Source organism: Serratia sp. PL17, assembly GCF_017832355.1.
Taxonomy (GTDB): domain Bacteria; phylum Pseudomonadota; class Gammaproteobacteria; order Enterobacterales; family Enterobacteriaceae; genus Serratia.
In genome coordinates, this window is sequence record NZ_JAFIBY010000002.1 from 83,226 (window position 1) to 103,794 (window position 20,569).

Annotated in this window: 22 protein-coding genes; 12 read left to right on the forward strand and 10 right to left on the reverse strand. The window is 52.3% G+C overall.

Annotated features, from left to right (window positions below):
• Nucleotides 1-224: 224 nt before the first annotated feature.
• Nucleotides 225-1,778: a methyl-accepting chemotaxis protein gene (locus tag JOE25_RS09125; protein WP_209634324.1), complete on the forward strand. Its 1,554-nt coding sequence runs from the start codon at nt 225-227 to the stop codon at nt 1,776-1,778.
• A gap of 39 nt (nt 1,779-1,817) precedes the next feature.
• Here JOE25_RS09125 and fbp read toward each other — a convergent pair whose 3' ends face one another.
• Nucleotides 1,818-2,822 carry a class 1 fructose-bisphosphatase gene (gene fbp, locus JOE25_RS09130; RefSeq protein WP_099064485.1) on the reverse strand — a complete coding sequence of 335 codons (1,005 nt, stop codon included), beginning with the start codon at nt 2,820-2,822 and terminating at the stop codon, nt 1,818-1,820.
• Between the two features lie 168 nt (nt 2,823-2,990).
• Between fbp and mpl the strand changes: the two genes are divergently transcribed.
• Nucleotides 2,991-4,370 carry a UDP-N-acetylmuramate:L-alanyl-gamma-D-glutamyl-meso-diaminopimelate ligase gene (gene mpl / locus JOE25_RS09135; RefSeq protein WP_209634325.1) on the forward strand — a complete coding sequence of 460 codons (1,380 nt, stop codon included), beginning with the start codon at nt 2,991-2,993 and terminating at the stop codon, nt 4,368-4,370.
• Nucleotides 4,371-4,570: 200 nt separating this feature from the next.
• Here the strand turns inward: mpl and yhcN (JOE25_RS09140) are convergent, their stop codons facing one another.
• From yhcN (JOE25_RS09140) to argR, 3 genes are all read right to left on the reverse strand, one after another.
• Complete coding sequence (yhcN, locus tag JOE25_RS09140; protein ID WP_209635262.1) at nt 4,571-4,834, reverse strand: peroxide/acid stress response protein YhcN; 264 nt, start codon at nt 4,832-4,834, stop codon at nt 4,571-4,573.
• 124 nt (nt 4,835-4,958) lie between these two features.
• On the reverse strand, nt 4,959-5,222 hold the full coding sequence (gene yhcN, locus JOE25_RS09145) for a peroxide/acid stress response protein YhcN (protein ID WP_209634327.1): 264 nt from the start codon (nt 5,220-5,222) through the stop codon (nt 4,959-4,961).
• 405 nt (nt 5,223-5,627) lie between these two features.
• The gene (gene argR / locus JOE25_RS09150; protein WP_020824937.1) at nt 5,628-6,098 is read right to left on the reverse strand and encodes a transcriptional regulator ArgR; all 471 of its coding nucleotides are present in this window, start codon (nt 6,096-6,098) and stop codon (nt 5,628-5,630) included.
• 465 nt (nt 6,099-6,563) lie between these two features.
• On the opposite strand from argR, the gene mdh reads away from it, so the two are divergent.
• On the forward strand, nt 6,564-7,502 hold the full coding sequence (gene mdh / locus JOE25_RS09155; RefSeq protein WP_209634329.1) for a malate dehydrogenase: 939 nt from the start codon (nt 6,564-6,566) through the stop codon (nt 7,500-7,502).
• Nucleotides 7,503-7,569: 67 nt separating this feature from the next.
• On the opposite strand, the gene JOE25_RS09160 is transcribed toward mdh, so the two are convergent.
• Nucleotides 7,570-7,830 (reverse strand): helix-turn-helix transcriptional regulator, encoded by a 261-nt coding sequence (locus JOE25_RS09160; RefSeq protein ID WP_209634331.1) that lies wholly within the window; start codon nt 7,828-7,830, stop codon nt 7,570-7,572.
• Between the two features lie 181 nt (nt 7,831-8,011).
• Between JOE25_RS09160 and JOE25_RS09165 the strand changes: the two genes are divergently transcribed.
• Nucleotides 8,012-8,362, forward strand: a complete 351-nt coding sequence (locus JOE25_RS09165) for a DNA-binding protein (protein ID WP_209635264.1) — start codon at nt 8,012-8,014, stop codon at nt 8,360-8,362.
• Between the two features lie 48 nt (nt 8,363-8,410).
• On the opposite strand, the gene ispB is transcribed toward JOE25_RS09165, so the two are convergent.
• Nucleotides 8,411-9,382: an octaprenyl diphosphate synthase gene (gene ispB, locus JOE25_RS09170; protein WP_209634333.1), complete on the reverse strand. Its 972-nt coding sequence runs from the start codon at nt 9,380-9,382 to the stop codon at nt 8,411-8,413.
• Nucleotides 9,383-9,651: 269 nt separating this feature from the next.
• Between ispB and rplU the strand changes: the two genes are divergently transcribed.
• The 4 genes from rplU to cgtA all read left to right on the forward strand — a co-directional run bounded on the left by rplU (nt 9,652) and on the right by cgtA (nt 12,511).
• Complete coding sequence (gene rplU, locus JOE25_RS09175; RefSeq protein WP_037423192.1) at nt 9,652-9,963, forward strand: 50S ribosomal protein L21; 312 nt, start codon at nt 9,652-9,654, stop codon at nt 9,961-9,963.
• Nucleotides 9,964-9,980: 17 nt separating this feature from the next.
• A complete protein-coding gene (gene rpmA / locus JOE25_RS09180; RefSeq protein ID WP_004933559.1) occupies nt 9,981-10,238 on the forward strand; it encodes a 50S ribosomal protein L27 in 258 nt (85 codons plus the stop codon).
• A gap of 112 nt (nt 10,239-10,350) precedes the next feature.
• Entirely contained in the window at nt 10,351-11,322 is a 972-nt protein-coding gene (locus JOE25_RS09185; protein ID WP_209634335.1) for a DMT family transporter, read from the forward strand.
• Nucleotides 11,323-11,338: 16 nt separating this feature from the next.
• Nucleotides 11,339-12,511 (forward strand): Obg family GTPase CgtA, encoded by a 1,173-nt coding sequence (cgtA, locus tag JOE25_RS09190; protein WP_209634337.1) that lies wholly within the window; start codon nt 11,339-11,341, stop codon nt 12,509-12,511.
• A gap of 50 nt (nt 12,512-12,561) precedes the next feature.
• Here cgtA and pmrB read toward each other — a convergent pair whose 3' ends face one another.
• The 3 genes from pmrB to dacB are packed head-to-tail and all read right to left on the reverse strand — an operon-like array spanning nt 12,562 to nt 15,727.
• Nucleotides 12,562-13,626 (reverse strand): two-component system sensor histidine kinase PmrB, encoded by a 1,065-nt coding sequence (pmrB, locus tag JOE25_RS09195; RefSeq protein WP_209634339.1) that lies wholly within the window; start codon nt 13,624-13,626, stop codon nt 12,562-12,564.
• Entirely contained in the window at nt 13,623-14,285 is a 663-nt protein-coding gene (gene pmrA / locus JOE25_RS09200) for a two-component system response regulator PmrA (protein WP_209634341.1), read from the reverse strand. The genes pmrB and pmrA overlap by 4 nt, the downstream gene beginning before the upstream one ends.
• Nucleotides 14,286-14,293: 8 nt before the next feature.
• Entirely contained in the window at nt 14,294-15,727 is a 1,434-nt protein-coding gene (dacB, locus tag JOE25_RS09205) for a serine-type D-Ala-D-Ala carboxypeptidase (protein ID WP_209634343.1), read from the reverse strand.
• Nucleotides 15,728-15,983: 256 nt separating this feature from the next.
• Between dacB and greA the strand changes: the two genes are divergently transcribed.
• Entirely contained in the window at nt 15,984-16,460 is a 477-nt protein-coding gene (gene greA / locus JOE25_RS09210) for a transcription elongation factor GreA (protein ID WP_209634345.1), read from the forward strand.
• 114 nt (nt 16,461-16,574) lie between these two features.
• Here greA and yhbY read toward each other — a convergent pair whose 3' ends face one another.
• Nucleotides 16,575-16,868: a ribosome assembly RNA-binding protein YhbY gene (yhbY, locus tag JOE25_RS09215; RefSeq protein ID WP_004933536.1), complete on the reverse strand. Its 294-nt coding sequence runs from the start codon at nt 16,866-16,868 to the stop codon at nt 16,575-16,577.
• A gap of 144 nt (nt 16,869-17,012) precedes the next feature.
• Here yhbY and rlmE point away from each other — a divergent pair, with 144 nt between their 5' ends.
• From rlmE to folP, 3 genes are all read left to right on the forward strand, one after another.
• Entirely contained in the window at nt 17,013-17,642 is a 630-nt protein-coding gene (gene rlmE / locus JOE25_RS09220) for a 23S rRNA (uridine(2552)-2'-O)-methyltransferase RlmE (RefSeq protein ID WP_012004940.1), read from the forward strand.
• A 56-nt stretch (nt 17,643-17,698) separates the two neighbouring features.
• Complete coding sequence (ftsH, locus tag JOE25_RS09225) at nt 17,699-19,630, forward strand: ATP-dependent zinc metalloprotease FtsH (RefSeq protein WP_037423171.1); 1,932 nt, start codon at nt 17,699-17,701, stop codon at nt 19,628-19,630.
• Between the two features lie 100 nt (nt 19,631-19,730).
• Nucleotides 19,731-20,564, forward strand: a complete 834-nt coding sequence (gene folP / locus JOE25_RS09230; RefSeq protein WP_209634347.1) for a dihydropteroate synthase — start codon at nt 19,731-19,733, stop codon at nt 20,562-20,564.
• Nucleotides 20,565-20,569 lie beyond the last annotated feature (5 nt).

Here is a 20,569-nt window from a genome sequence, read left to right on the forward strand (position 1 = left end):
TGGCGGCTATTATAGCGGACTCTTTTACGAATTCCTGCCCTTTTCATCATCCACGCCCCGGCGCAGGGCCATCCATCGAATTTCCAGATAAATCTTCCTACGGCGTTAAGTTTTCCCGAGGGTTGCCGATAACTTCATCAAATAATAATGAGTCAGCGAAGTCTGACTCTCCGTTTGACCTCCTCTACGTAAGATCTCACTATTTCTGAAGCCGGGAAGAACTCATGCTAAAAAAGATTACGGTCAAGGCCGGGCTGATTGCCCTGTTGAGCCTGATGACGCTGCTGTTGATTATGGTCAGCACGATCGGCGTCAACGCGATTAACGAAGGATCGCGCTCGTTACACACTCTGAATCAAATCCTGGGGGAAGAATTGGGGTCGCTGGCCAGCAGCTCCAACCTGACGTTGCGCGCCAGAACCGCGGCCTCACTGGCGGTGCGCCAACGGGAAATCGGCCAGATTGAGGTTTCCGACGCGACAGTGGGGCGCATTTATGACTACCTTGCGCAATCGAAGCAGGAAATGGCGCGTTTTGTCAAAGTGGGCACCGTCACCGAACGTGGCCGCGAGCTGTCTGCCCGTCTGCAAAACAGCTATCGAGCCTATTTGGAGCAAGGTGTTGGTCCGATGGCTGATGCCATCAAGGCGGGTAAAGTCGACGATTACTACGAGATTCAGGAAACCAGAATCTCTGCCTTGAGTATTGCTTTTGAGAAAGACCTGAGCGATTTCCGCAGCTTTGCGATGAAGATTGGCCAGCAGCGGGTAACGGAAGCGGAAAGTAATGCCAGTACCAAGATTACCCTGATTGTGATCGCAGGTCTGCTGAGCGTATTGCTGGCAGTATTGGCCTGGTTTGCATTGAGGATGATTATCTTGCGCCCGCTCGATGAATCTATCGCCCAACTGGAATATATTGCAGGGGGCGATTTGACGCATACCATCACGGGCGAAGGGAATACCGAAATGGGCCGTTTGGTGCGTGCAATGCAGCGTATGCAGCAGGCGCTGGCGAGTTCGGTCAGCAAGGTACGTGATGCCAGCAGCCAAATTGATACCGGCTCGCGCGAGTTGGCTGCCGGTAACTTACATCTGGCCCAGCGCACTGAAGAGTCGGCCGCCTCGCTGGAAGAGACGGCAGCCAGCATGGAGCAATTGACCTCGACGGTGAAAATGAATGCCGAAAACTGCGAGCAGGCTAATCAACTGGCGTTGAGTGTATCTGGCATTGCCAATCAAGGCAGTGAGGTGGTCAGTCAGGTGATGAGCAAGATGCAGGCGATTACCGACAGTTCGCGTCGTATCGCCGATATTATCAGTGTGATGGACGGCATCGCTTTCCAGACCAACATTTTGGCGCTGAACGCGGCAGTAGAAGCGGCACGTGCTGGCGAACAGGGCCGTGGTTTTGCGGTCGTGGCCGGTGAGGTACGCAGTTTGGCACAACGCAGCGCACAGTCAGCGAAAGAGATTAAAGGGCTGATTGAAGCGTCGCAGAATCGCGTGCAGGAAGGCGAGCAGATGGCAGAGTCTGCGGCGAAAACCATGAATGGCATTACCGGCGAAGTCGGGCGTGTAACGGCGTTGATGCGAGAAATCTCTGCGGCTACGCGCGAACAAAGCAGTGGGATTGAGCAGGTAAACCTGGCGGTGGCTCAGATGGACCAGGTGGCGCAACAAAATGCGGCGTTGGTCGAAGAGTCAGCGGCGGCGACACGATCGCTGGAGGATCAGGCGCAGTTACTGGCGCAGAGTATGGCGGCGTTCAAATTATAATGCAGGGGTGCAGCATGCTGCACCCCTGCGTTGGGCGCTTTATTCGTCCGGATTTTCGGCGATAAAGCGTTCTGCGTCTTCAACCATGGATTTGGTGCCGACGAAGAAAGGTGCACGCTGGTGCAGTTTCACCGGGGTAATGTCCAGAATACGGTTTTTACCGTCACTGGCTTTGCCGCCGGCTTGTTCTGCCAAGAACGCCATCGGGTTGCATTCATACAGCAGGCGCAGCTTGCCTTGTGGGTGGCTGGCGGTGCTTGGATAAATGTAGATGCCGCCTTTCAGCAGGTTGCGATGGAAATCTGCAACCAGTGAACCGATGTAGCGTGAGGTGTAAGGACGTTGTGTTGCTTCGTCTTGTTCCTGGCAATACTTGATGTATTTCTTCACACCGCGTGGGAACTTGATGTAGTTACCTTCGTTGATGGAATACATGTTGCCGCTGGCTGGGAAGCGGACTTTCTCATGGGACAGGCAGAACACGCCCAGAGAGGGATCGTAAGTAAAGGCATGCACGCCATAACCGGTGGTGTACACCAGCATGGTGGATGAACCATAAACTACGTAGCCAGCAGCCACCTGAGCACTGCCCGGTTGCAGGAAGTCTTCTTCGGTTACCGGAATGCCTACCGGGGTAATGCGACGATAGATAGAGAAAATCGTACCGACCGAGACGTTGACATCAATATTGGACGAACCGTCCAATGGATCCATCAGCACCACATACTTGGCATTTTCAGCCCGCTCGCCGTCGAATATCACGATTTCGTCTTCTTCTTCGGAAGCGATACCCGCAACTTCACCGCGCGCTTTCAACGCCGCTTTCAGCTTTTCATTGGCGTACAGGTCCAGTTTCATCTGAACTTCACCCTGTACATTGGAAACGCCGCTGGTGCCCAGAATATCAACCAGACCCGCTTTGTTGATATCGCGGTGGATGATTTTGGCGCCCAGTTTAATTGCAGAAAGTAGCGCAGTCAGCTCGCCGGTGGCGTGAGAGAAGTCGTGCTGTTTCTCGACGATAAATTCGCCTAACGTTTTCATGACACAATCCCTGAATCTACGGATGGGTAGCGGTTTGTTAACATACCGCCAACGTATTCGCGAGCAGTGTAGCCCAAAGATGAGCGCTATTCATAGGCAAATCCATTTCTTCTGGATGATTCTGGGCGTTAGAATAAGCCAACATTCGACGTACTCTATGAGAAAACTATGCGCATTCACATTCTTGGGATCTGTGGCACCTTTATGGGCGGGCTCGCTGTGCTGGCTCGCTCGCTAGGGCATGAGGTGACCGGCTCTGACGCTAATGTCTATCCGCCGATGAGCACGCTGTTGGAGAAGGAAGGGATCGAACTGATCCAAGGCTACGATCCCGCTCAGTTGGATCCCATGCCGGATCTGGTGATCATTGGTAACGCCATGACGCGTGGCAATCCCTGTGTTGAAGCGGTATTGGAGCAGGGCATCCCTTACGTTTCCGGTCCACAGTGGTTGCATGACTATGTGCTGCGCGATCGCTGGGTGCTGGCCGTTGCCGGGACTCACGGTAAGACCACCACTGCGGGTATGGCAACCTGGATCCTCGACGTCTGCGGATATAAACCGGGTTTTGTGATCGGCGGTGTTCCTGGCAACTTTGACGTTTCCGCCCGCTTGGGCGACAGCCCGTTCTTTGTGATCGAAGCTGACGAGTATGACTGCGCGTTCTTCGACAAGCGTTCCAAGTTTGTGCATTACAGCCCACGTACGCTGATCATGAATAATCTGGAGTTTGATCACGCCGATATCTTCGATGATCTGAAAGCGATCCAAAAACAGTTCCATCATCTGGTGCGCTTGGTTCCCGGCAAGGGCAAGATCATTTTGCCTGACAACGACAATCACCTGAAACAGGTGATGGCGATGGGCTGCTGGAGCGAGCAGGAGCTGGTCGGGGAAGAAGGCGCATGGCGTGCACAGAAGCTAACACCGGACGCCAGCCATTATGCGGTATTCCTGCATGGTGAGCAGGTGGGGGAAGTGAAGTGGTCGCTGGTGGGTGAACACAACATGCATAATGGTTTAATGGCCATTGCTGCTACGCGCCATGTTGGTGTGATGCCTGCGGATGCTTGCCGTGCGCTCGGTGATTTCATCAATGCGCGCCGCCGTCTGGAACTGCGTGGTGAAGCCCATGGAGTGACGGTCTACGACGACTTTGCCCATCACCCAACGGCTATCTTGGCAACCTTGGCCGCGCTGCGTGGCAAGGTTGGTGGCACTGCCCGTATTCTTGCCGTGCTTGAGCCCCGCTCCAATACCATGAAAATGGGGATCAGCAAGAACGATTTGGCGCCATCGCTTGGTCGTGCCGATGAAGTATTCCTGTTCCAGCCGCATCATATTCCCTGGCAGGTTGCAGAAGTGGCGGAAGCCTGCGTGCAGCCGGCCCATTGGAGCGCCGATCTCGACACCCTGGTAGAGATGATTGTGAAAACGGCTCAGCCGGGTGACCATATTCTGGTCATGAGCAACGGCGGCTTCGGCGGTATCCACGATCGACTGTTGGACGCTTTGGCTCGCAAGTCTGAACCGAAAGTCACCTATTGATCATATGGGTGGCGTGAAACAACCTTTCTAAGGGCCGGTCGCGGCCCTTTTTTTCGCGCATAAAAAAGCCCTCGCGAGCGAGGGCAACGGGGTTCGTCGGATAGGACGACGACATTTCTTCAGGGAATCAGTGCTTACGACAGAACTCGGCAGTGGCAGTGACGAGGGTAGTCAGTTCCGTAAGCACGTCCCCTGAATTGTTATTTATAGATTTCAGCCGTCGCGTGCCAATTACCGTTTTCATAGGCTTCAATTACGCGGTAAGCCTTGGCACCTTGCTTATCAGCTTTGTCTGACAAGGCCTGGCGAATATCAGAAGGCGCACCGGTGATGCCGCTGACGGTGATGGTGCCGGCAGATTGCAGGGTATCGGCCTGGTCATTAGTGATTAACGTGGCGGCCGAGGCCCCGAACGAAACGACTGACAGCAGGCTAAGTGCGGCGAGGGTTGTTTTCATGTTCATCATATTGCGTCCTGTTGCGATAACCGCCTGGAAGGGCTTTTACAGCGTTTTTATTCTTGAAGGCAGTTATCGGTGATGCTGGGTACCAGAGTTCTTTTGCCCGTTTCCGGGTAACATTTTGTACTTACTTGTAAATTTCTGCGGTGGCGTGGAAGTTACCTTCGTTACGCGCCTCAATGACACGGTATGCAGTTGCGCCTTTGGCATCGGCCTTCTCAGACAGTGCCTGACGGATGTCGGAAGGTGCACCGGCTACGCCGCTTACGGTAATGGTACCTGCAGCCTGCATTTTTGCTGCCTGGCTTGCATCAACAGATTGTGCTGCGAATGCGCCGAAAGAAAGCATGGATAGAATGCTCATAGTTGCAACGGTAGCTTTAATTTTCATGGTTTGACCTCATCGTATTCTTTTATCAGTTCCAGTGAACTGTGATTTACGTCACGGAAATGAGTATACATCTAGTAACGCTAAAAATTAATAGTTAGCTAACAGTTTCTAGTGAAACTTTATCAGGGTGTTGTTTGTTTTTTATAACCAAATGGAATAAAAACGGGTCATAAAATGATCTTTTGATGTTAAATTTATGTAATTTCAATAAGGTAAGTGCTTTTGACCAAAAGTGCGAAAGATTGCAGTGGCTATCACTGGTTACACAGAAATGTCATTGAAATGTGCTGTGGTGTGAAGGAAATCTAGAGTTTTACGTGGAAAGGGATGAGAGAAACGTAAGCATAGGGTTAAAGAAGCGCTAACAAAACGCGACGGCTAGCCGCATTTTGTTAGCGCTAAGCATCATAACTCTTGTTCAAACAGCGTCAGGATGGCTTCGTACAATTGGCGAGCGGTAAAGCTGCTGGCCGGGGTAACAAAAATAGTGTCGTCGCCGGCAATGGTGCCCAGGATACCTTCGGACTTCCCTAATGAATCCAACAGGCGGGCAATGAGCTGTGCAGCGCCAGGGCTGGTGTGGATGACCACGACTGCATCGTTATGGTCGACATCGAGTACCAGGTTCTTCAGCGGGCTGGTGGTGGTCGGCACACCGAGTTCTGCTGGAAGGCAATACACCATTTCCATCTTGGCATTGCGCGTACGCACTGCGCCGAACTTGGTCAGCATGCGCGATACTTTGGATTGGTTGATGTTTTCGAAGCCTTCTTCTTGCAGCGCCAAAACGATCTCGCCTTGAGAACTGAATTTTTCTTCTTTCAATAACGCTTTAAACGCTTTGATCAGATCTTCCTGCTTTGCGGGATTACGCATTTTGCACCGTAGAATGTTGACAATAGAAGTGATTATTATGCATATAAATGAATTTTTATGCAATAAGAGGACGTCCAAGAAAAACAATCATGCCCGGACAATGAGGAAAGGGCGGCATTTTAACAAAATCCGAACCCCATGAATATGCCCTTTCGGCGACCTTAAAGTGGTTCGTGGTGGTAAAGAAAATGTTATTAAAATGATGTTGTTCTGATGTTGTGTAAGGGTGTAATGTAACCGCCGGTTAACTTGCTCGTGAATAACCTCGCAGTATTTTTGATTAGTGTGCGCTATGCCCTTAATGCGTAAGCTATTTAATCTAAAATGAGCGCGACATCGGCTGTTTTATTGCGCCAGTTCTCAAATGAACTGTTAAGAGATTGTTTTTAAAGGTGTAATAATCTAAGGTCCGTAACCAACATATTCACGGCGCTTTATATATTTAAGATAATAAAGGAGTATAGGATGAAAGTTGCAGTTCTCGGTGCTGCTGGCGGTATCGGCCAGGCCCTCGCCCTTCTACTCAAAACCCAGCTTCCTTCAGGTTCTGAACTCTCTCTCTACGACATCGCCCCAGTGACTCCAGGTGTTGCCGTCGATTTAAGCCACATCCCAACCGCAGTTAAAATCAAAGGCTTCAGCGGCGAAGACGCAACGCCAGCTCTGCATGGCGCAGACGTGGTGCTGATCTCTGCCGGTGTTGCACGTAAGCCGGGTATGGACCGTTCAGATCTGTTCAACGTGAACGCGGGCATCGTGCGTAATCTGATTCAGCAAGTGGCAACAACCTGCCCGAAAGCCTGCATCGGTATTATCACCAATCCGGTTAACACAACCGTGGCTATCGCAGCAGAAGTGCTGAAGAAAGCCGGTGTTTATGACAAAAATAAACTGTTCGGCGTAACCTCGCTGGACATCATCCGTTCAAACACCTTCGTGGCCGAGCTGAAAGGCAAGCAGCCAGAAGAGTTGAACGTGCCAGTTATCGGTGGGCACTCTGGTGTGACCATCCTGCCACTGTTGTCACAGATCCCTGGCGTGAGCTTTACCGAGCAGGAAGTGGTGGATCTGACCAAACGTATTCAGAATGCGGGTACGGAAGTGGTTGAAGCCAAAGCCGGTGGCGGGTCTGCAACACTGTCAATGGGCCAGGCAGCAGCGCGTTTCGGCCTGTCCCTGGTTCGTGCACTGCAAGGCGAAAAAGGCGTGGTGGAATGTGCTTATGTGGAAGGTGATGGCAAATACGCTCGCTTCTTCGCACAACCGCTGGTGCTGGGCAAAAACGGCGTTGAAGAACGCAAAGACATTGGTACCCTGAGTGCATTCGAGCAGAAAGCGCTGACAGATATGCTGGATGTGCTGCATAAAGATATTGAACTGGGCGAAAAGTTCATCAATAACTGATCACCCCGCGATGTAAGATATGCATAAGCCGCCGGACAGTGTTCCGGCGGTTTTTTTATGCCTGCGGTTATGACCGAATTCGCGCTTTTCGATCCAGCAGGTTATGGGTGTGTGGATCGAAATAACGGCTTGGCCAGATTTCTGCAGGATGAATGTCGAGTGTTTCGGCAATGAGCCATTCTCCTTTTGGCCAGGGGCGCGATAGCGCGTTTGCCAGCGTTGAAGAGCTAAGCCCCGCCTTGCGCGATACCGCCGCCAATGTCGTTCCCTTCTTACGTAAAGCCGCAATGATATCCGCCGGGTGCCAGTCCTTATTCTCTGAGTTCATGTTTGCATTCCTTTTTTTGATTAGCGAAAGTTCTGTTAGTGGTATAACTAACAGGTCAAGATTAATCGTTTAAACAACATGAATCGCTTATGCGGAAACTAGCATACCACTAAGTTTCTTAAAAAATACCCGAATAGTTTCCAAAAAAAAGATATTTGCCAACTTCCCAGAGATCATGGCTATGAAAAAAGAGTGGTTTACCGCCAAGGAGCTGACAAGCGTGGCAGGGTTACCTTCCTCACCACAGGGAATAAATTTGATGGCGCGCCGTGAAGGTTGGCTCAGCCGACGCCGTAAAGGCGTACAAGGCAAAGCGCTGGAATATCACATCGACAGCTTACCTAATAGCACCCGTAATCTTCTGATATTGAAAGAGGACTCGGCAATTTATGACGTTGAGCGTCAGGACCCACTGACGGTGTGGGTTGAGTATTACTATCACCTGACAGAGAGCGAACGTGAGAAAGTTTTGACGTTCTTGATGCGTGAAGGTATTGGTGGCCTGTTGGCGCGAATTTCACCGGAGAAATGAGCAGACCCGCCGAGCGGGCCTGTGGAAACAGCGGTTGCCTATAGTTTCTTAAAAATCACGTTGAACCGCGAGGTGCGCCAATCCTTCCAGCGCGGTGCGATGGGGGGATTCAGGCAGGGCCTGCAACGCGGCAATGGCCTTGTCGGCTTCTTCCTCCGCGCGCTGGCGAGTGTATTCCAGCGAACCGCATTGCTCCATGGCTTTCAGTACGGGCTCCAGCAAATGACGACCGTTGCCTTGCTCAATTGCGCCGCGGATCATGGCTTTCTGCTCGCCTTCACTATTATGCATGGCATGCAGCAACGGCAATGTCGGTTTACCTTCGTTGAGGTCGTCACCGGTATTTTTACCCAGGGTGCTGCCATCGGCGCTGTAATCGAGCAGATCGTCGATCAACTGGAAGGCGGTACCAAGATAGCGGCCGTAATCCTGCAGCGCTTTTTCCTCTGCAACGCTTGCGTCTGACAGGATTGCCGAAGACTGCGCCGCTGCTTCAAACAGGCGTGCAGTTTTGCTGTAGATCACCCGCATGTAGCTTTCTTCTGTGATATCCGGATCGTGCACGTTCATTAACTGCAGTACTTCGCCTTCGGCAATAACGTTAACGGCTTCGGACATCAGTGCCAGCACGCGGAGCGATTCCAGACTCGTCATCATCTGGAAAGCCCGTGTATAGATGAAGTCGCCAACCAACACACTGGCAGCATTGCCAAAGGCGGCATTGGCGGTCGCTTTGCCGCGACGCATGTCGGATTCATCTACCACGTCATCATGGAGCAGCGTGGCGGTATGAATGAATTCGATCAGCGCAGCAACGGTAATGTGTTTATCACCCTGATAATGCAAAGCCCGGGCCGCCAGAACGGCGATCATCGGGCGGATGCGCTTACCGCCACCACTGATAATGTAATAGCCAAGCTGATTGATGAGCGTGACATCAGAATTCAGCTGTTCGAGAATTGTTGCGTTCACGGCCGCCATATCTTGCGCGGTTAACTCGGTAATTTGCTCTAGGTTCATTGTATTTTTTTCAGCTGTGTTTCTCTTCACCGCGTTGAGATCGCTGCTCACATCGGTACATGGCGGTAACTGTCCTCCTGATTGTACTTGAAAAACGGTTCAGATAAACGCCATGAAAGAAACTGTGCTTTTTTTCTTCTTTTTTCTGCTTCTGGTCTTATTCTGCTCTTGTCATATGCGGGATTATTGCGTAGAATTCGCGCCCTATTGTGAATATTTATAGCGCGCTCTGTACTGAACAGTTGGGCACGCGGAAAGCGGAGTTTTATATGTACGCGGTTTTCCAAAGTGGTGGCAAACAACACCGAGTAAGCGAAGGTCAAACCGTTCGCTTGGAAAAGCTGGACATCGCAACTGGTGAAGCTGTTGAGTTTGACCAGATTCTGATGATCGCTAATGGCGAAGATATCAAAATCGGCGTTCCTTACGTCGATGGCGGTAAGATCAAAGCTGAAGTAGTTGCTCACGGTCGTGGCGAGAAAATTAAGATCGTTAAGTTTCGTCGTCGTAAACACCATCGTAAGCAGCAGGGCCACCGTCAGTGGTTCACTGACGTTAAAATCACCGGCATCAGCGCTTAAGTTAGGGGAGCAGATTAATGGCACACAAAAAGGCTGGCGGCTCGACTCGTAACGGTCGCGATTCAGAAGCTAAACGTCTGGGCGTAAAACGCTTTGGCGGCGAAGCAGTACTGGCAGGCAGCATCATCGTTCGTCAGCGCGGCACTAAATTCCACGCTGGTACCAACGTGGGTTGCGGCAAAGACCACACTCTGTTTGCTTTGAAAGACGGTAAAGTCAAATTCGAAGTTAAAGGCCCGAGCAATCGTAAATTCATCAGCATCGAAGCTGAATAATTTTCCGAGCCTGACTAAATAGATGTAAGCCCCGCAATTCGTTGCGGGGCTTTTTACATTCTAGGGTGTTGGGCTGCTTGTGCGCAGACCCGTTAGCGCTGGCAAAGGTAAGATGGAAACGAAACAGCAGGTCGGAATTGGCATTTCTCTGGCGGTGACTACAGCGGTTTGTTGGGGCGCATTGCCGATTGCGATGAAAGAAGTGCTGGTAGTGATGGAGCCGTTTACCGTTGTTTGGTATCGCTTTACCATTGCTGCGCTTGGGTTGGGGCTTATTTTAGCCGTGCGCGGCAGGCTGCCGCCAGTGACTCTATTTCGCCAACCGCGCTGGTTGCTGATTTTGGCTATCGCGACGGCGGGCCTTCTGGGGAACTTCATTTTCTTCAGCTCTTCGCTGCAGTATCTCAGCCCGACAGCATCGCAGGTGATCGGCCAACTGTCGCCGGTCGGCATGATGTTTGCCAGCGTGCTGATTTTAAAAGAGCGCATGCGCATCACTCAGGTGATAGGCGCGCTAATGCTGATTTTCGGGTTGTTGTTGTTTTTTAACGTCAGCCTGATTGAGATTTTCACTCGCTTGACGGATTACACCCTTGGGGTGCTGCTAGGCGTGTGTGCGGCGATGGTGTGGGTCACTTATGGCGTTGCGCAGAAAGTGTTGCTGCGCCGATTAGCCTCGCCGCAAATACTGGTAATGTTGTACACTTTATGTGCAATAGCTTTATTTCCTCTGGCCAAGCCAGGGGTGATTTTTCAGCTCAGCGGCTGGCAATTAGCCTGCCTGCTGTTCTGTGGCGCCAACACGCTGATTGGCTATGGTGCGCTGGCGGAAGCCATGGCGCGCTGGCAGGCGGCGCAGGTGAGTGCGTTAGTTACGCTGACACCGCTGTTTACCCTGCTTTTTTCAGATTTATTGGCGTTGGCCTGGCCACACGTATTCGCCGCCCCGACATTAAATGTCGTTGGCTATGTCGGTGCTTTCGTGGTGGTAGCGGGCGCCATGTTTTCCGCAATTGGTCACCGTTGGTGGCCGCGACGGGCAGAAACCCGCCTGGTTGCTCCTTTGAAGCAGCCCGGTGAATGATTTACGGAGACGGTAAATGAAGTTTGTAGATGAAGCAGCGATTTTGGTCGTTGCAGGTGACGGTGGTAATGGTTGCGTCAGCTTCCGCCGCGAAAAATATATCCCGAACGGCGGGCCAGATGGTGGTGACGGCGGCGATGGCGGCGACGTCTATTTGCTGGCGGACGAAAACCTCAACACGCTGATCGACTACCGCTTTGAGAAATCTTTCCGCGCCGAACGTGGTCAGAACGGCCAAAGCCGTGACTGTACAGGCAAGCGTGGCAAAGACATTACTATCAAAGTCCCTGTCGGCACCCGTGTGCAAGACCAGGGCACTGGTGAAATCCTCGGTGACATGACCCGCCATGGCCAGCTTTTGATGGTCGCGAAAGGCGGTTGGCATGGTTTGGGCAATACCCGATTTAAATCATCCGTTAACCGCGCTCCACGCCAGAAAACGCTGGGTACCGCAGGTGAAGCGCGTGACATCCTGCTGGAGCTGTTGCTGTTGGCCGATGTGGGCATGCTCGGTTTACCGAATGCCGGCAAGTCGACCTTCATCCGTGCAGTCTCCGCGGCCAAGCCGAAAGTTGCTGACTATCCGTTTACGACCTTGGTGCCAAGCCTGGGTGTGGTACGTATGGATCACGAACAAAGCTTCGTGGTTGCCGATATTCCGGGGTTGATCGAAGGGGCCTCTGACGGTGCCGGGCTGGGTATTCGCTTCCTGAAGCATCTGGAACGCTGCCGTGTGTTGCTGCACCTGGTGGATATCGCTCCTATCGATGAATCTGATCCGGTAGAAAATGCCAAAATCATCATCAATGAGTTGAACCAATACAGCGCAAATCTGGCAGACAAGCCACGCTGGCTTGTTTTCAACAAGATTGATGTGATTGGTGAAGAAGAAGCTGCCGTGCGTGCCAAGGCGATTGCAGAAGGCATGGGCTGGGAAGGCAAGTACTACATGATCTCCGCCGTTAATCGTGAAGGCGTCAACGCGCTGTGCTGGGATGTAATGCAGTTTATCAACACGCAGCCGAAGGCGATGGCGATCGAAGAAAGCGCGCCGGAGAAAGTCGAGTTCATGTGGGATGATTACCACCGTGAACAACTCGCAGAAGTGGAAGCTGAAGCGGATGACGACTGGGATGATGACTGGGACGAAGATGACGACGAAGGCGTCGAAATCGTTTACCAGAAGTAATCTTGTGAAGAAAAGGGCTCAGTTAACACTGGGCCCTTTTTTTATCGACACTATTTATTTAGCACGTTTTCCGGTAGCCAGCATTGGGCATTCAGCCCGTGGGTATCCTGGCGGTTTTCCATCGTCAGGCGCCCTTGGTGCAGCTGTACGATACGGGTCACTATATTTAGCCCCAATCCACTGCCGCCGTAGCGCTGGTCCATACGACGAAACGCCTGGGTGAGTTCGCCAACCATTTTTTCTTTGATTCCCGGGCCTTCATCAATCACTTGCAGCAAATAACCGTGCTTCTGCGCGGCAAGCTGTACCCGAATACTGCTGCCTTCTGGGCTGTAACGGTGGGCATTTTCCACCAAATTACGCAACAACAGGCGTAACAGGACAGGGTCACCATGAACCGGCGCGGTTTCAGGCAATTGCCATTGCAGTTTTTGCTCGCGCTGGGCGACCAATTCCTCAAGCTCTTCCTGCAGCGGTTGGATCACGTTGTTTACCCAGTCGAACTGTTGGTAATGGCCGCTGGCAAAATCTTGCCCGGCGCGCGCGAGCATCAGTAATTGTTCGACGGTGTGCATCAGCTGGTCAATGCGGGCAATTAACGGGCCGCTTTGTGGAATGCCCTGTTTTTCCATGAGTTCCAGATGCAGCCGAATCCCTGCCAGCGGCGTGCGCAGTTCGTGTGCGGCATCGGCGGTAAAGAGCCGCTCTTGCTGAATAGTGTTATCCAGTCGTGAAAACAGTTGGTTGAGTGTGGTGGTAACCGCCATCATTTCAAGGCTGTCACTGCTGAGCGGGAGTGGCGTCAGATTATCGGCGGAACGCTTCTCCAGCCGTTCCTGCAATTGATTGAGTGGCCGGATAATCCAACTGATAGCCCAAAATGAGGCGAGCAGCGTGACTATCATCATGATTAACGAGGGGGCAAGTAGCGAGGCGATGGCTTCGGCGATCTCCGTATCGACACGTTCAGTACGCACTTTAGCCGACAGGGTTTCATCTACCAGAAAGCTGATTTGCTCCTGACTTTCGTGCCAAAGCCAAAAGGCGCTAATAAGCTGGGTGACCAAAAGGATCAGCGCCAGCATCAATAACAGACGGCGGCGCATGCTGATCATGATGAAGACTCCAGGCGGTAGCCGATGCCACGTACGGTACGGATACGGTCCTTACCTAATTTGCGGCGCAGGTTATGAATATGCACTTCTAGCGTATTAGAGCCCAAATCATCCTGCCAGGTATAAAGATCCTGCTGTAACAACTCGCGGTTGACCGTTTGGCCGGCGCGCATCATCAGGCGTGACAGAATGGCGAACTCTTTCGGTGTGACTTCCACCGGCTGTTGCTGAACATAGACTTGTTGGCTGGAAAGATTGAGCTGGAGATCATCCAACTGCATCAGATTGTCACTGTGGCCCTGATAGCGGCGAATTAAGGCGCGTACACGCGCTTGCAGTTCAACCAACGCAAAGGGTTTTACCAGGTAATCGTCAGCACCGGCGTCCAGCCCATCAACACGGTCTTCAAGGGCATCGCGAGCCGTCAGAATGAGTACCGGCAAATCAACTTGTTGACGACGCCACTGCCGCAGCAGACTGGCGCCATCCATGTCAGGCAGACCCAAATCGAGGATGATCATGCTGTACTGGCTAGTAATGAGCAGGGCGTTGGCCTCCGCCGCCGTCGCGGCGCAGTCGCAAGCATAGCCTTCCCCTGCTAATGCCAGCGCCAATCCTTGTTGCAGGAGCTCATCGTCTTCCACAATCAGCAGTTTCATCATAACCCTCAGTTATTCTGATAAATATCCCGGTACAGGCGGCTTTCAAAACGCACCAACGGAGCGCGGCGCTGTTTTTGATCTTCCGGCGGTACGGCATAACCTGACAGATACTGTACGAATGCAAAGCGCTGACCGCTGGCGGTTGTAATGAACCCTGCCAGATTATATACGCCTTGCAGCGCACCGGTTTTTGCAGAAACCTTACCGTCGACGCCGGCTTCGTGTAGCCCGCCGCGGTAGCGCAGGGTTCCGTCGTAGCCTGACAGTGGTAGCATCGAAATGAAGTTCAGCTCATTGTCATGCTGCGCAATGTACTGAAGCGCCTGCATCATGGTCGCTGGGGCCAGCAGGTTATGGCGTGATAACCCTGAACCGTCCACGACGATGCTATTGCCCAGATCAACACCGGCCTTCTGGCGCAGCACTTGGCGTACGGCATCAGCGCCGGCACGCCACGTTCCTGGGACACCAAAACGTTCATGCCCGATCGTCCGGAATACGGTATCGGCGATCATGTTGTCCGATTTCTTCAGCATGATCTTCAGTAGGTCGTGCAGCGGTGCTGACTGCGTTTGTGCTATCACGGTCCCTTTCAGCCCTGGCTGGGTCTGGCGCTTTAGGTGGCCGTCTATCTGGATGCCAGCCTGTGTCAGCTCATCTTTCAGGATGGCTCCGGCATAGCTGGCACCATCCTGGATAGCGAAGGCCAGCGGCAATGGATCGCTGCGTTGGGTCAGACAGCCAGTCAGAGTAAAGCGGTTTAACTCGCCGGGTACGACATCCAGCTCACAGTATTGGGCGTCCGGTGACCCTTTCGCCAGCGTACGCACCTGGCTGAACATATTGACCGGGTAATAAGAGGCCACGCGAATAAAGGCCATGTCGCCCGGATTCGGCGCGCTGTAGAGCGACACCGAGAAGCAGTTGCGATCGACAATCGCCGCGGCCGGCGGCGCGCTGAAACACTGCGTCAGGTCGTTCCACGGCCAACCGGGAGCTTTGTCATGGCTGGCGAATACGGACGTATCGACCAGCACATCACCGGTAATTTGCCGCACACCCTGCTTTTTCAGTATGGCGACCATATTGCGCAGGTTCTGGCGCTTAAAGGTGGGATCGCCGCTGAAGCGGGCAATCAAATTGCCGCGCAAAACGCCGTCGCTGATATCGCCTTGACTCTCCAGCGTGGTCGTGAAGCGGTAATCGGGGCCGAGCTGCAACAATGCAGCCAGCGCGGTCAGCACTTTTTGGGTACTGGCCGGTAACGCCATTTGCTGTGAATGATAATCGATGGTCGGCGTATCGGCGCCGATCTTCTGAACTACCAGGGCAAGGTTGGCCCCATCAGGCAAATATTGTGTGTAATCTTCAACCGGGGCCGCATTCGCATTTAGAACAAATGCGCAAGCCAATGCACTGACAATTCGTGAAAAACGCATAATCTCGGGATAACAGCTGGATAACGTGCCGTCATACTACGGTGCATTCAGGGAAAAAGTAAACGATGACCCTCAAGGAACTCTACGCTAAAATGCGTATCAAAATGCAAAATCGATCCTGACTTGGGCTAGTGTCCCGAGTCAGGCTTCTTTTGTTTATCGCCTGGAGGCGGCGGGCACGTACCCCCCGTTTTTTCATACGAACACGTCAGGATGACGGCTATTTGAACAGGAAAGATTTAGAGGTATTTACACGATGAAACAGATTCCGATGACCTTGTTTGGCGCAGAAAAACTGCGCGAAGAGCTCGAATTTTTGAAAAGTGTGCGCCGTCCGAAAATCATTGCGGATATCGCTGACGCCCGTGAACACGGCGATTTGAAAGAAAACGCAGAGTACCATGCCGCGCGTGAGCAGCAGGGATTCTGTGAAGGGCGTATCCAGGAAATTGAAGCCAAGCTGTCGAACGCGCAGGTGATCGATATCACCAAGATGCCCAATAATGGCCGCGTGATTTTTGGCTCCACCGTTTCGGTGATGAACCTGGATAGCGAAGAAGAAGTGACTTACCGTATCGTTGGCGACGACGAAGCTGATTTCAAGAAAAATCTGATTTCGGTCAATTCCCCAATGGCGCGCGGTTTGATCGGCAAAGAGCAAGATGATGTTGTTGTGATAAAAACACCGGGCGGCGATGTCGATTATGAGATCTTGAAGGTTGAATATCTCTGAATATTCGCTATTCGTTCAGAAATTCGCCAGGGTTTTGTAAAGAAAGGAAAAAGGCCGCACGCGGCCTTTTATCTGAATCAGGTGCATGGCACCTTTTCGTTAACCCAATGCTTATTAACGCGGTAGACTGATCTTGCGCTCTTTAGACGGGCGGTAAAGAATAAGCGTACTGCCGATAACTTGCACGTTGCAGGCACCCGTTTCACGCACGATAGCGTCGGCGATCAGGGTTTTGGTTTCGCGATCTTCAGCAGCGATTTTTACCTTGATCAGCTCATGATGCTCCAGAGCCTGTTCAATTTCAGCCAGCACCCCTTCGGTGAGACCGTTATTACCCAGCATGACAACCGGTTTTAACGGATGCGCCAGGCCTTTCAGGTGCTGTTTTTGTTTATTATTCAGATTCATTGTCTTTTTTGCTTAAGTTGGGATTGAAAACGGTACATTCTACCGCCATCTCATGTATATCACCAAATCGGTCTTCACCGGTGTGAGTCTACAAGAGCTGCGAACCTGACATTAAGACTCTTTTTATGATAGTTGGAAAACGAGATGGCTAATAAAAAGCGTTCTGCTAGCTCCAGTCGCTGGTTACAAGAACACTTTAGCGATAAATATGTGCAACAGGCGCAGAAAAAAGGGCTGCGTTCGCGCGCCTGGTTTAAACTTGATGAAATACAGCAGAGTGACAAACTGTTTAAACCTGGCATGACCGTCGTGGACTTAGGTGCGGCGCCGGGCGGTTGGTCGCAGTATGTCGTGACCCAGATCGGCGGTTCCGGCCGCATCATCGCCTGTGATATTTTGCCAATGGATCCTATCGTTGGCGTCGATTTCCTTCAGGGCGATTTTCGTGATGAACTGGTGCTCAAGGCTCTGTTGGAACGTGTAGGTGAAAGCAAGGTTCAGGTAGTCATGTCTGACATGGCTCCGAATATGAGTGGCACTCCGGCCGTCGATATTCCAAGATCGATGTATCTGGTGGAATTAGCACTGGGAATGTGTCGTGATGTCCTCGCACCAGGCGGAAGTTTCCTGGTGAAGGTGTTCCAGGGAGATGGTTTTGACGAGTACCTACGGGAAATTCGCTCCCTGTTTACGAAGGTTAAGATTCGTAAGCCAGACGCTTCCCGCGCACGTTCGCGCGAAGTGTACATTGTAGCGACAGGGCGCAAGCTGTAGTACCCTAACGCTGTTTGTTAACACAGTTGTAATATGAGGTTAATCCCTTGAGTGACATGGCGAAAAACCTAATTCTCTGGTTAGTCATCGCGGTAGTGTTGATGTCTGTATTCCAGAGCTTTGGGCCCAGCGAGTCGAATGGCCGTAGGGTGGATTACTCTACCTTCATGTCCGAACTGACCCAAGATCAGGTTCGCGAAGCGCGAATCAACGGACGTGAAATTAACGTTACCAAGAAAGACAGTAACAAATACACGACCTATATCCCTGTCAACGATCCTAAGTTGCTGGATACGTTGTTAACCAAGAATGTGAAAGTTGTTGGTGAACCGCCTGAAGAGCCGAGTTTGCTGGCTTCTATCTTTATTTCATGGTTCCCAATGCTGTTGCTGATCGGGGTTTGGATCTTCTTCATGCGGCAAATGCAGGGCGGCGGCGGCAAAGGCGCGATGTCCTTTGGCAAGAGCAAGGCCCGCATGCTGACCGAAGATCAAATCAAAACCACCTTTGCTGACGTTGCAGGTTGTGACGAAGCAAAAGAGGAAGTGAGCGAACTGGTTGAATACCTGCGCGAGCCGAGCCGCTTCCAGAAATTGGGCGGTAAGATCCCTAAAGGTGTGCTGATGGTTGGCCCTCCAGGGACCGGTAAAACGCTGCTGGCGAAAGCGATCGCCGGTGAGGCAAAAGTGCCGTTCTTCACCATTTCCGGTTCCGACTTCGTCGAAATGTTTGTGGGTGTTGGTGCTTCTCGTGTGCGTGATATGTTCGAGCAGGCGAAAAAAGCCGCACCGTGCATCATCTTTATCGATGAAATCGACGCCGTTGGTCGCCAGCGTGGCGCCGGTCTGGGTGGCGGTCACGATGAACGTGAGCAAACGCTGAACCAGATGCTGGTTGAAATGGATGGTTTTGAAGGTAACGAAGGCATTATCGTCATCGCTGCAACCAACCGTCCAGACGTGCTTGACCCGGCATTGCTGCGTCCAGGCCGCTTCGACCGTCAGGTGGTTGTTGGCTTGCCAGATGTACGTGGTCGTGAACAGATCCTGAAGGTGCATTCACGTCGTGTACCACTGGCTCCAGATGTTGATGCTTCCGTGCTGGCACGTGGTACTCCGGGCTTCTCGGGTGCCGATCTGGCCAACCTGGTCAACGAGGCCGCGCTGTTTGCTGCCCGTGGCAATAAACGTGTCGTGTCGATGGTTGAGTTTGAAAAAGCCAAAGACAAGATCATGATGGGGGCAGAACGCCGCTCCATGGTGATGACCGAAGCGCAGAAAGAGTCGACCGCGTATCACGAAGCAGGCCACGCCATTATCGGTCGTCTGGTTCCTGAACACGATCCGGTGCACAAGGTAACGATTATTCCTCGTGGCCGTGCATTGGGTGTGACCTTCTTCCTGCCGGAAGGTGACGCGATCAGCGCTAGCCGTCAGAAACTGGAGAGCCAAATCTCTACTCTGTATGGCGGTCGTCTGGCTGAGGAAATCATTTACGGGCCAGAGAAAGTCTCTACCGGTGCGTCGAACGACATTAAAGTGGCAACCTCGATTGCCCGTAACATGGTGACCCAATGGGGCTTCTCCGAGAAGCTGGGGCCACTGTTGTATGCGGAAGAAGAGGGCGAAGTGTTCTTGGGCCGTTCCGTCGCCAAGGCGAAGCACATGTCTGACGAAACTGCGCGCATTATCGACCAGGAAGTTAAATCCCTGATCGAACGCAACTACATCCGTGCGCGTGCGTTGTTGATGGAAAACATGGACATCCTGCATTCAATGAAGGATGCCTTGATGAAGTATGAAACCATCGATGCGCCTCAGATCGACGATCTGATGAACCGTAAAGACGTGCGTCCGCCAGCGGGTTGGGACGATGCGGGTAAAGGCAGCAATTCCGACAACGGCGGCACACCAAAAGCCCCAACGCCGGTTGATGAACCACGTACGCCAAACCCAGGCAATACCATGTCTGAACAGCTAGACAAGTAACTTTAGCTGTGTAATAACATCGAACCCCGGCATGCCGGGGTTTTTTATTGCCCGGTGGGCAGTAAACCAGGCAATCAGGCAATAGTAAGGTGAATAAGCCATGCAGTTAACCGTGCGAGACATGACTCTCGATCTTTCCCACCCAAGGGTGATGGGGATCCTCAATGTAACTCCGGATTCTTTTTCTGACGGCGGTAAGCACAACCAGCTCAATCAGGCGTTGTTACATGCACATGCGTTGATTTCGGCCGGTGCGACCATGATTGATGTGGGTGGTGAGTCGACCAGACCGGGAGCGTCAGAGGTCAGTGAAGAGGAGGAGATCGCACGGGTAGTGCCGGTAGTCGAGGCGATAGCTCAGCGTTTTGAAGTCTTTATCTCTGTGGATACCTCGAAAGCCGGGGTGATTCGCGAGTCGGCCCAGGCGGGCGCACACCTGATCAACGACGTTCGTTCGCTGCAAGAACCGGGTGCGCTGGCGGCGGCCGCAGAAAGTGGCCTGCCGGTGTGCCTGATGCACATGCAGGGTGAGCCGCGTACCATGCAGCAGGCGCCACACTATGATGATCTTATCGGCGATGTGCATGCATTTTTCCAACGACATATTGAACGTTGTCATGCTGCCGGTATTACAAATCAGAAATTGCTGCTCGACCCAGGATTCGGTTTCGGTAAGAATTTAGCGCACAATTATCAGCTTCTGGCCAGATTGTCAGAATTTCATCGCTTCGGCCTGCCGCTATTGGTAGGGATGTCGCGCAAGTCGATGATTGGACAACTGCTGAATGTACCGCCTGATCAGCGAGTTATCGGCAGCGTGGCCTGTGCGGTGATCGCCGCCATGCAGGGCGCACAGATTGTCAGAGTGCATGACGTTAAAGAAACCGTCGAGGCGATGCGTGTCGTCGAGGCAACACTTTCAGCTAAAGGATGACAGAG

Excerpts from the sequence above, each read along its gene's own strand:
- JOE25_RS09125 (WP_209634324.1), top strand. The coding sequence starts at position 225 with ATGCTAAAAAAGATTACGGTCAAGGCCGGGCTGATTGCCCTGTTGAGC.
- fbp (WP_099064485.1), bottom strand. The coding sequence starts at position 2,822 with ATGAAAACGTTAGGCGAATTTATCGTCGAGAAACAGCACGACTTCTCT.
- mpl (WP_209634325.1), top strand. The coding sequence starts at position 2,991 with ATGCGCATTCACATTCTTGGGATCTGTGGCACCTTTATGGGCGGGCTC.
- yhcN (WP_209635262.1), bottom strand. The coding sequence starts at position 4,834 with ATGAACATGAAAACAACCCTCGCCGCACTTAGCCTGCTGTCAGTCGTT.
- yhcN (WP_209634327.1), bottom strand. The coding sequence starts at position 5,222 with ATGAAAATTAAAGCTACCGTTGCAACTATGAGCATTCTATCCATGCTT.
- argR (WP_020824937.1), bottom strand. The coding sequence starts at position 6,098 with ATGCGTAATCCCGCAAAGCAGGAAGATCTGATCAAAGCGTTTAAAGCG.
- mdh (WP_209634329.1), top strand. The coding sequence starts at position 6,564 with ATGAAAGTTGCAGTTCTCGGTGCTGCTGGCGGTATCGGCCAGGCCCTC.
- JOE25_RS09160 (WP_209634331.1), bottom strand. The coding sequence starts at position 7,830 with ATGAACTCAGAGAATAAGGACTGGCACCCGGCGGATATCATTGCGGCT.
- JOE25_RS09165 (WP_209635264.1), top strand. The coding sequence starts at position 8,012 with ATGAAAAAAGAGTGGTTTACCGCCAAGGAGCTGACAAGCGTGGCAGGG.
- ispB (WP_209634333.1), bottom strand. The coding sequence starts at position 9,382 with ATGAACCTAGAGCAAATTACCGAGTTAACCGCGCAAGATATGGCGGCC.
- rplU (WP_037423192.1), top strand. The coding sequence starts at position 9,652 with ATGTACGCGGTTTTCCAAAGTGGTGGCAAACAACACCGAGTAAGCGAA.
- rpmA (WP_004933559.1), top strand. The coding sequence starts at position 9,981 with ATGGCACACAAAAAGGCTGGCGGCTCGACTCGTAACGGTCGCGATTCA.
- JOE25_RS09185 (WP_209634335.1), top strand. The coding sequence starts at position 10,351 with ATGGAAACGAAACAGCAGGTCGGAATTGGCATTTCTCTGGCGGTGACT.
- cgtA (WP_209634337.1), top strand. The coding sequence starts at position 11,339 with ATGAAGTTTGTAGATGAAGCAGCGATTTTGGTCGTTGCAGGTGACGGT.
- pmrB (WP_209634339.1), bottom strand. The coding sequence starts at position 13,626 with ATGATCAGCATGCGCCGCCGTCTGTTATTGATGCTGGCGCTGATCCTT.
- pmrA (WP_209634341.1), bottom strand. The coding sequence starts at position 14,285 with ATGAAACTGCTGATTGTGGAAGACGATGAGCTCCTGCAACAAGGATTG.
- dacB (WP_209634343.1), bottom strand. The coding sequence starts at position 15,727 with ATGCGTTTTTCACGAATTGTCAGTGCATTGGCTTGCGCATTTGTTCTA.
- greA (WP_209634345.1), top strand. The coding sequence starts at position 15,984 with ATGAAACAGATTCCGATGACCTTGTTTGGCGCAGAAAAACTGCGCGAA.
- yhbY (WP_004933536.1), bottom strand. The coding sequence starts at position 16,868 with ATGAATCTGAATAATAAACAAAAACAGCACCTGAAAGGCCTGGCGCAT.
- rlmE (WP_012004940.1), top strand. The coding sequence starts at position 17,013 with ATGGCTAATAAAAAGCGTTCTGCTAGCTCCAGTCGCTGGTTACAAGAA.
- ftsH (WP_037423171.1), top strand. The coding sequence starts at position 17,699 with ATGGCGAAAAACCTAATTCTCTGGTTAGTCATCGCGGTAGTGTTGATG.
- folP (WP_209634347.1), top strand. The coding sequence starts at position 19,731 with ATGCAGTTAACCGTGCGAGACATGACTCTCGATCTTTCCCACCCAAGG.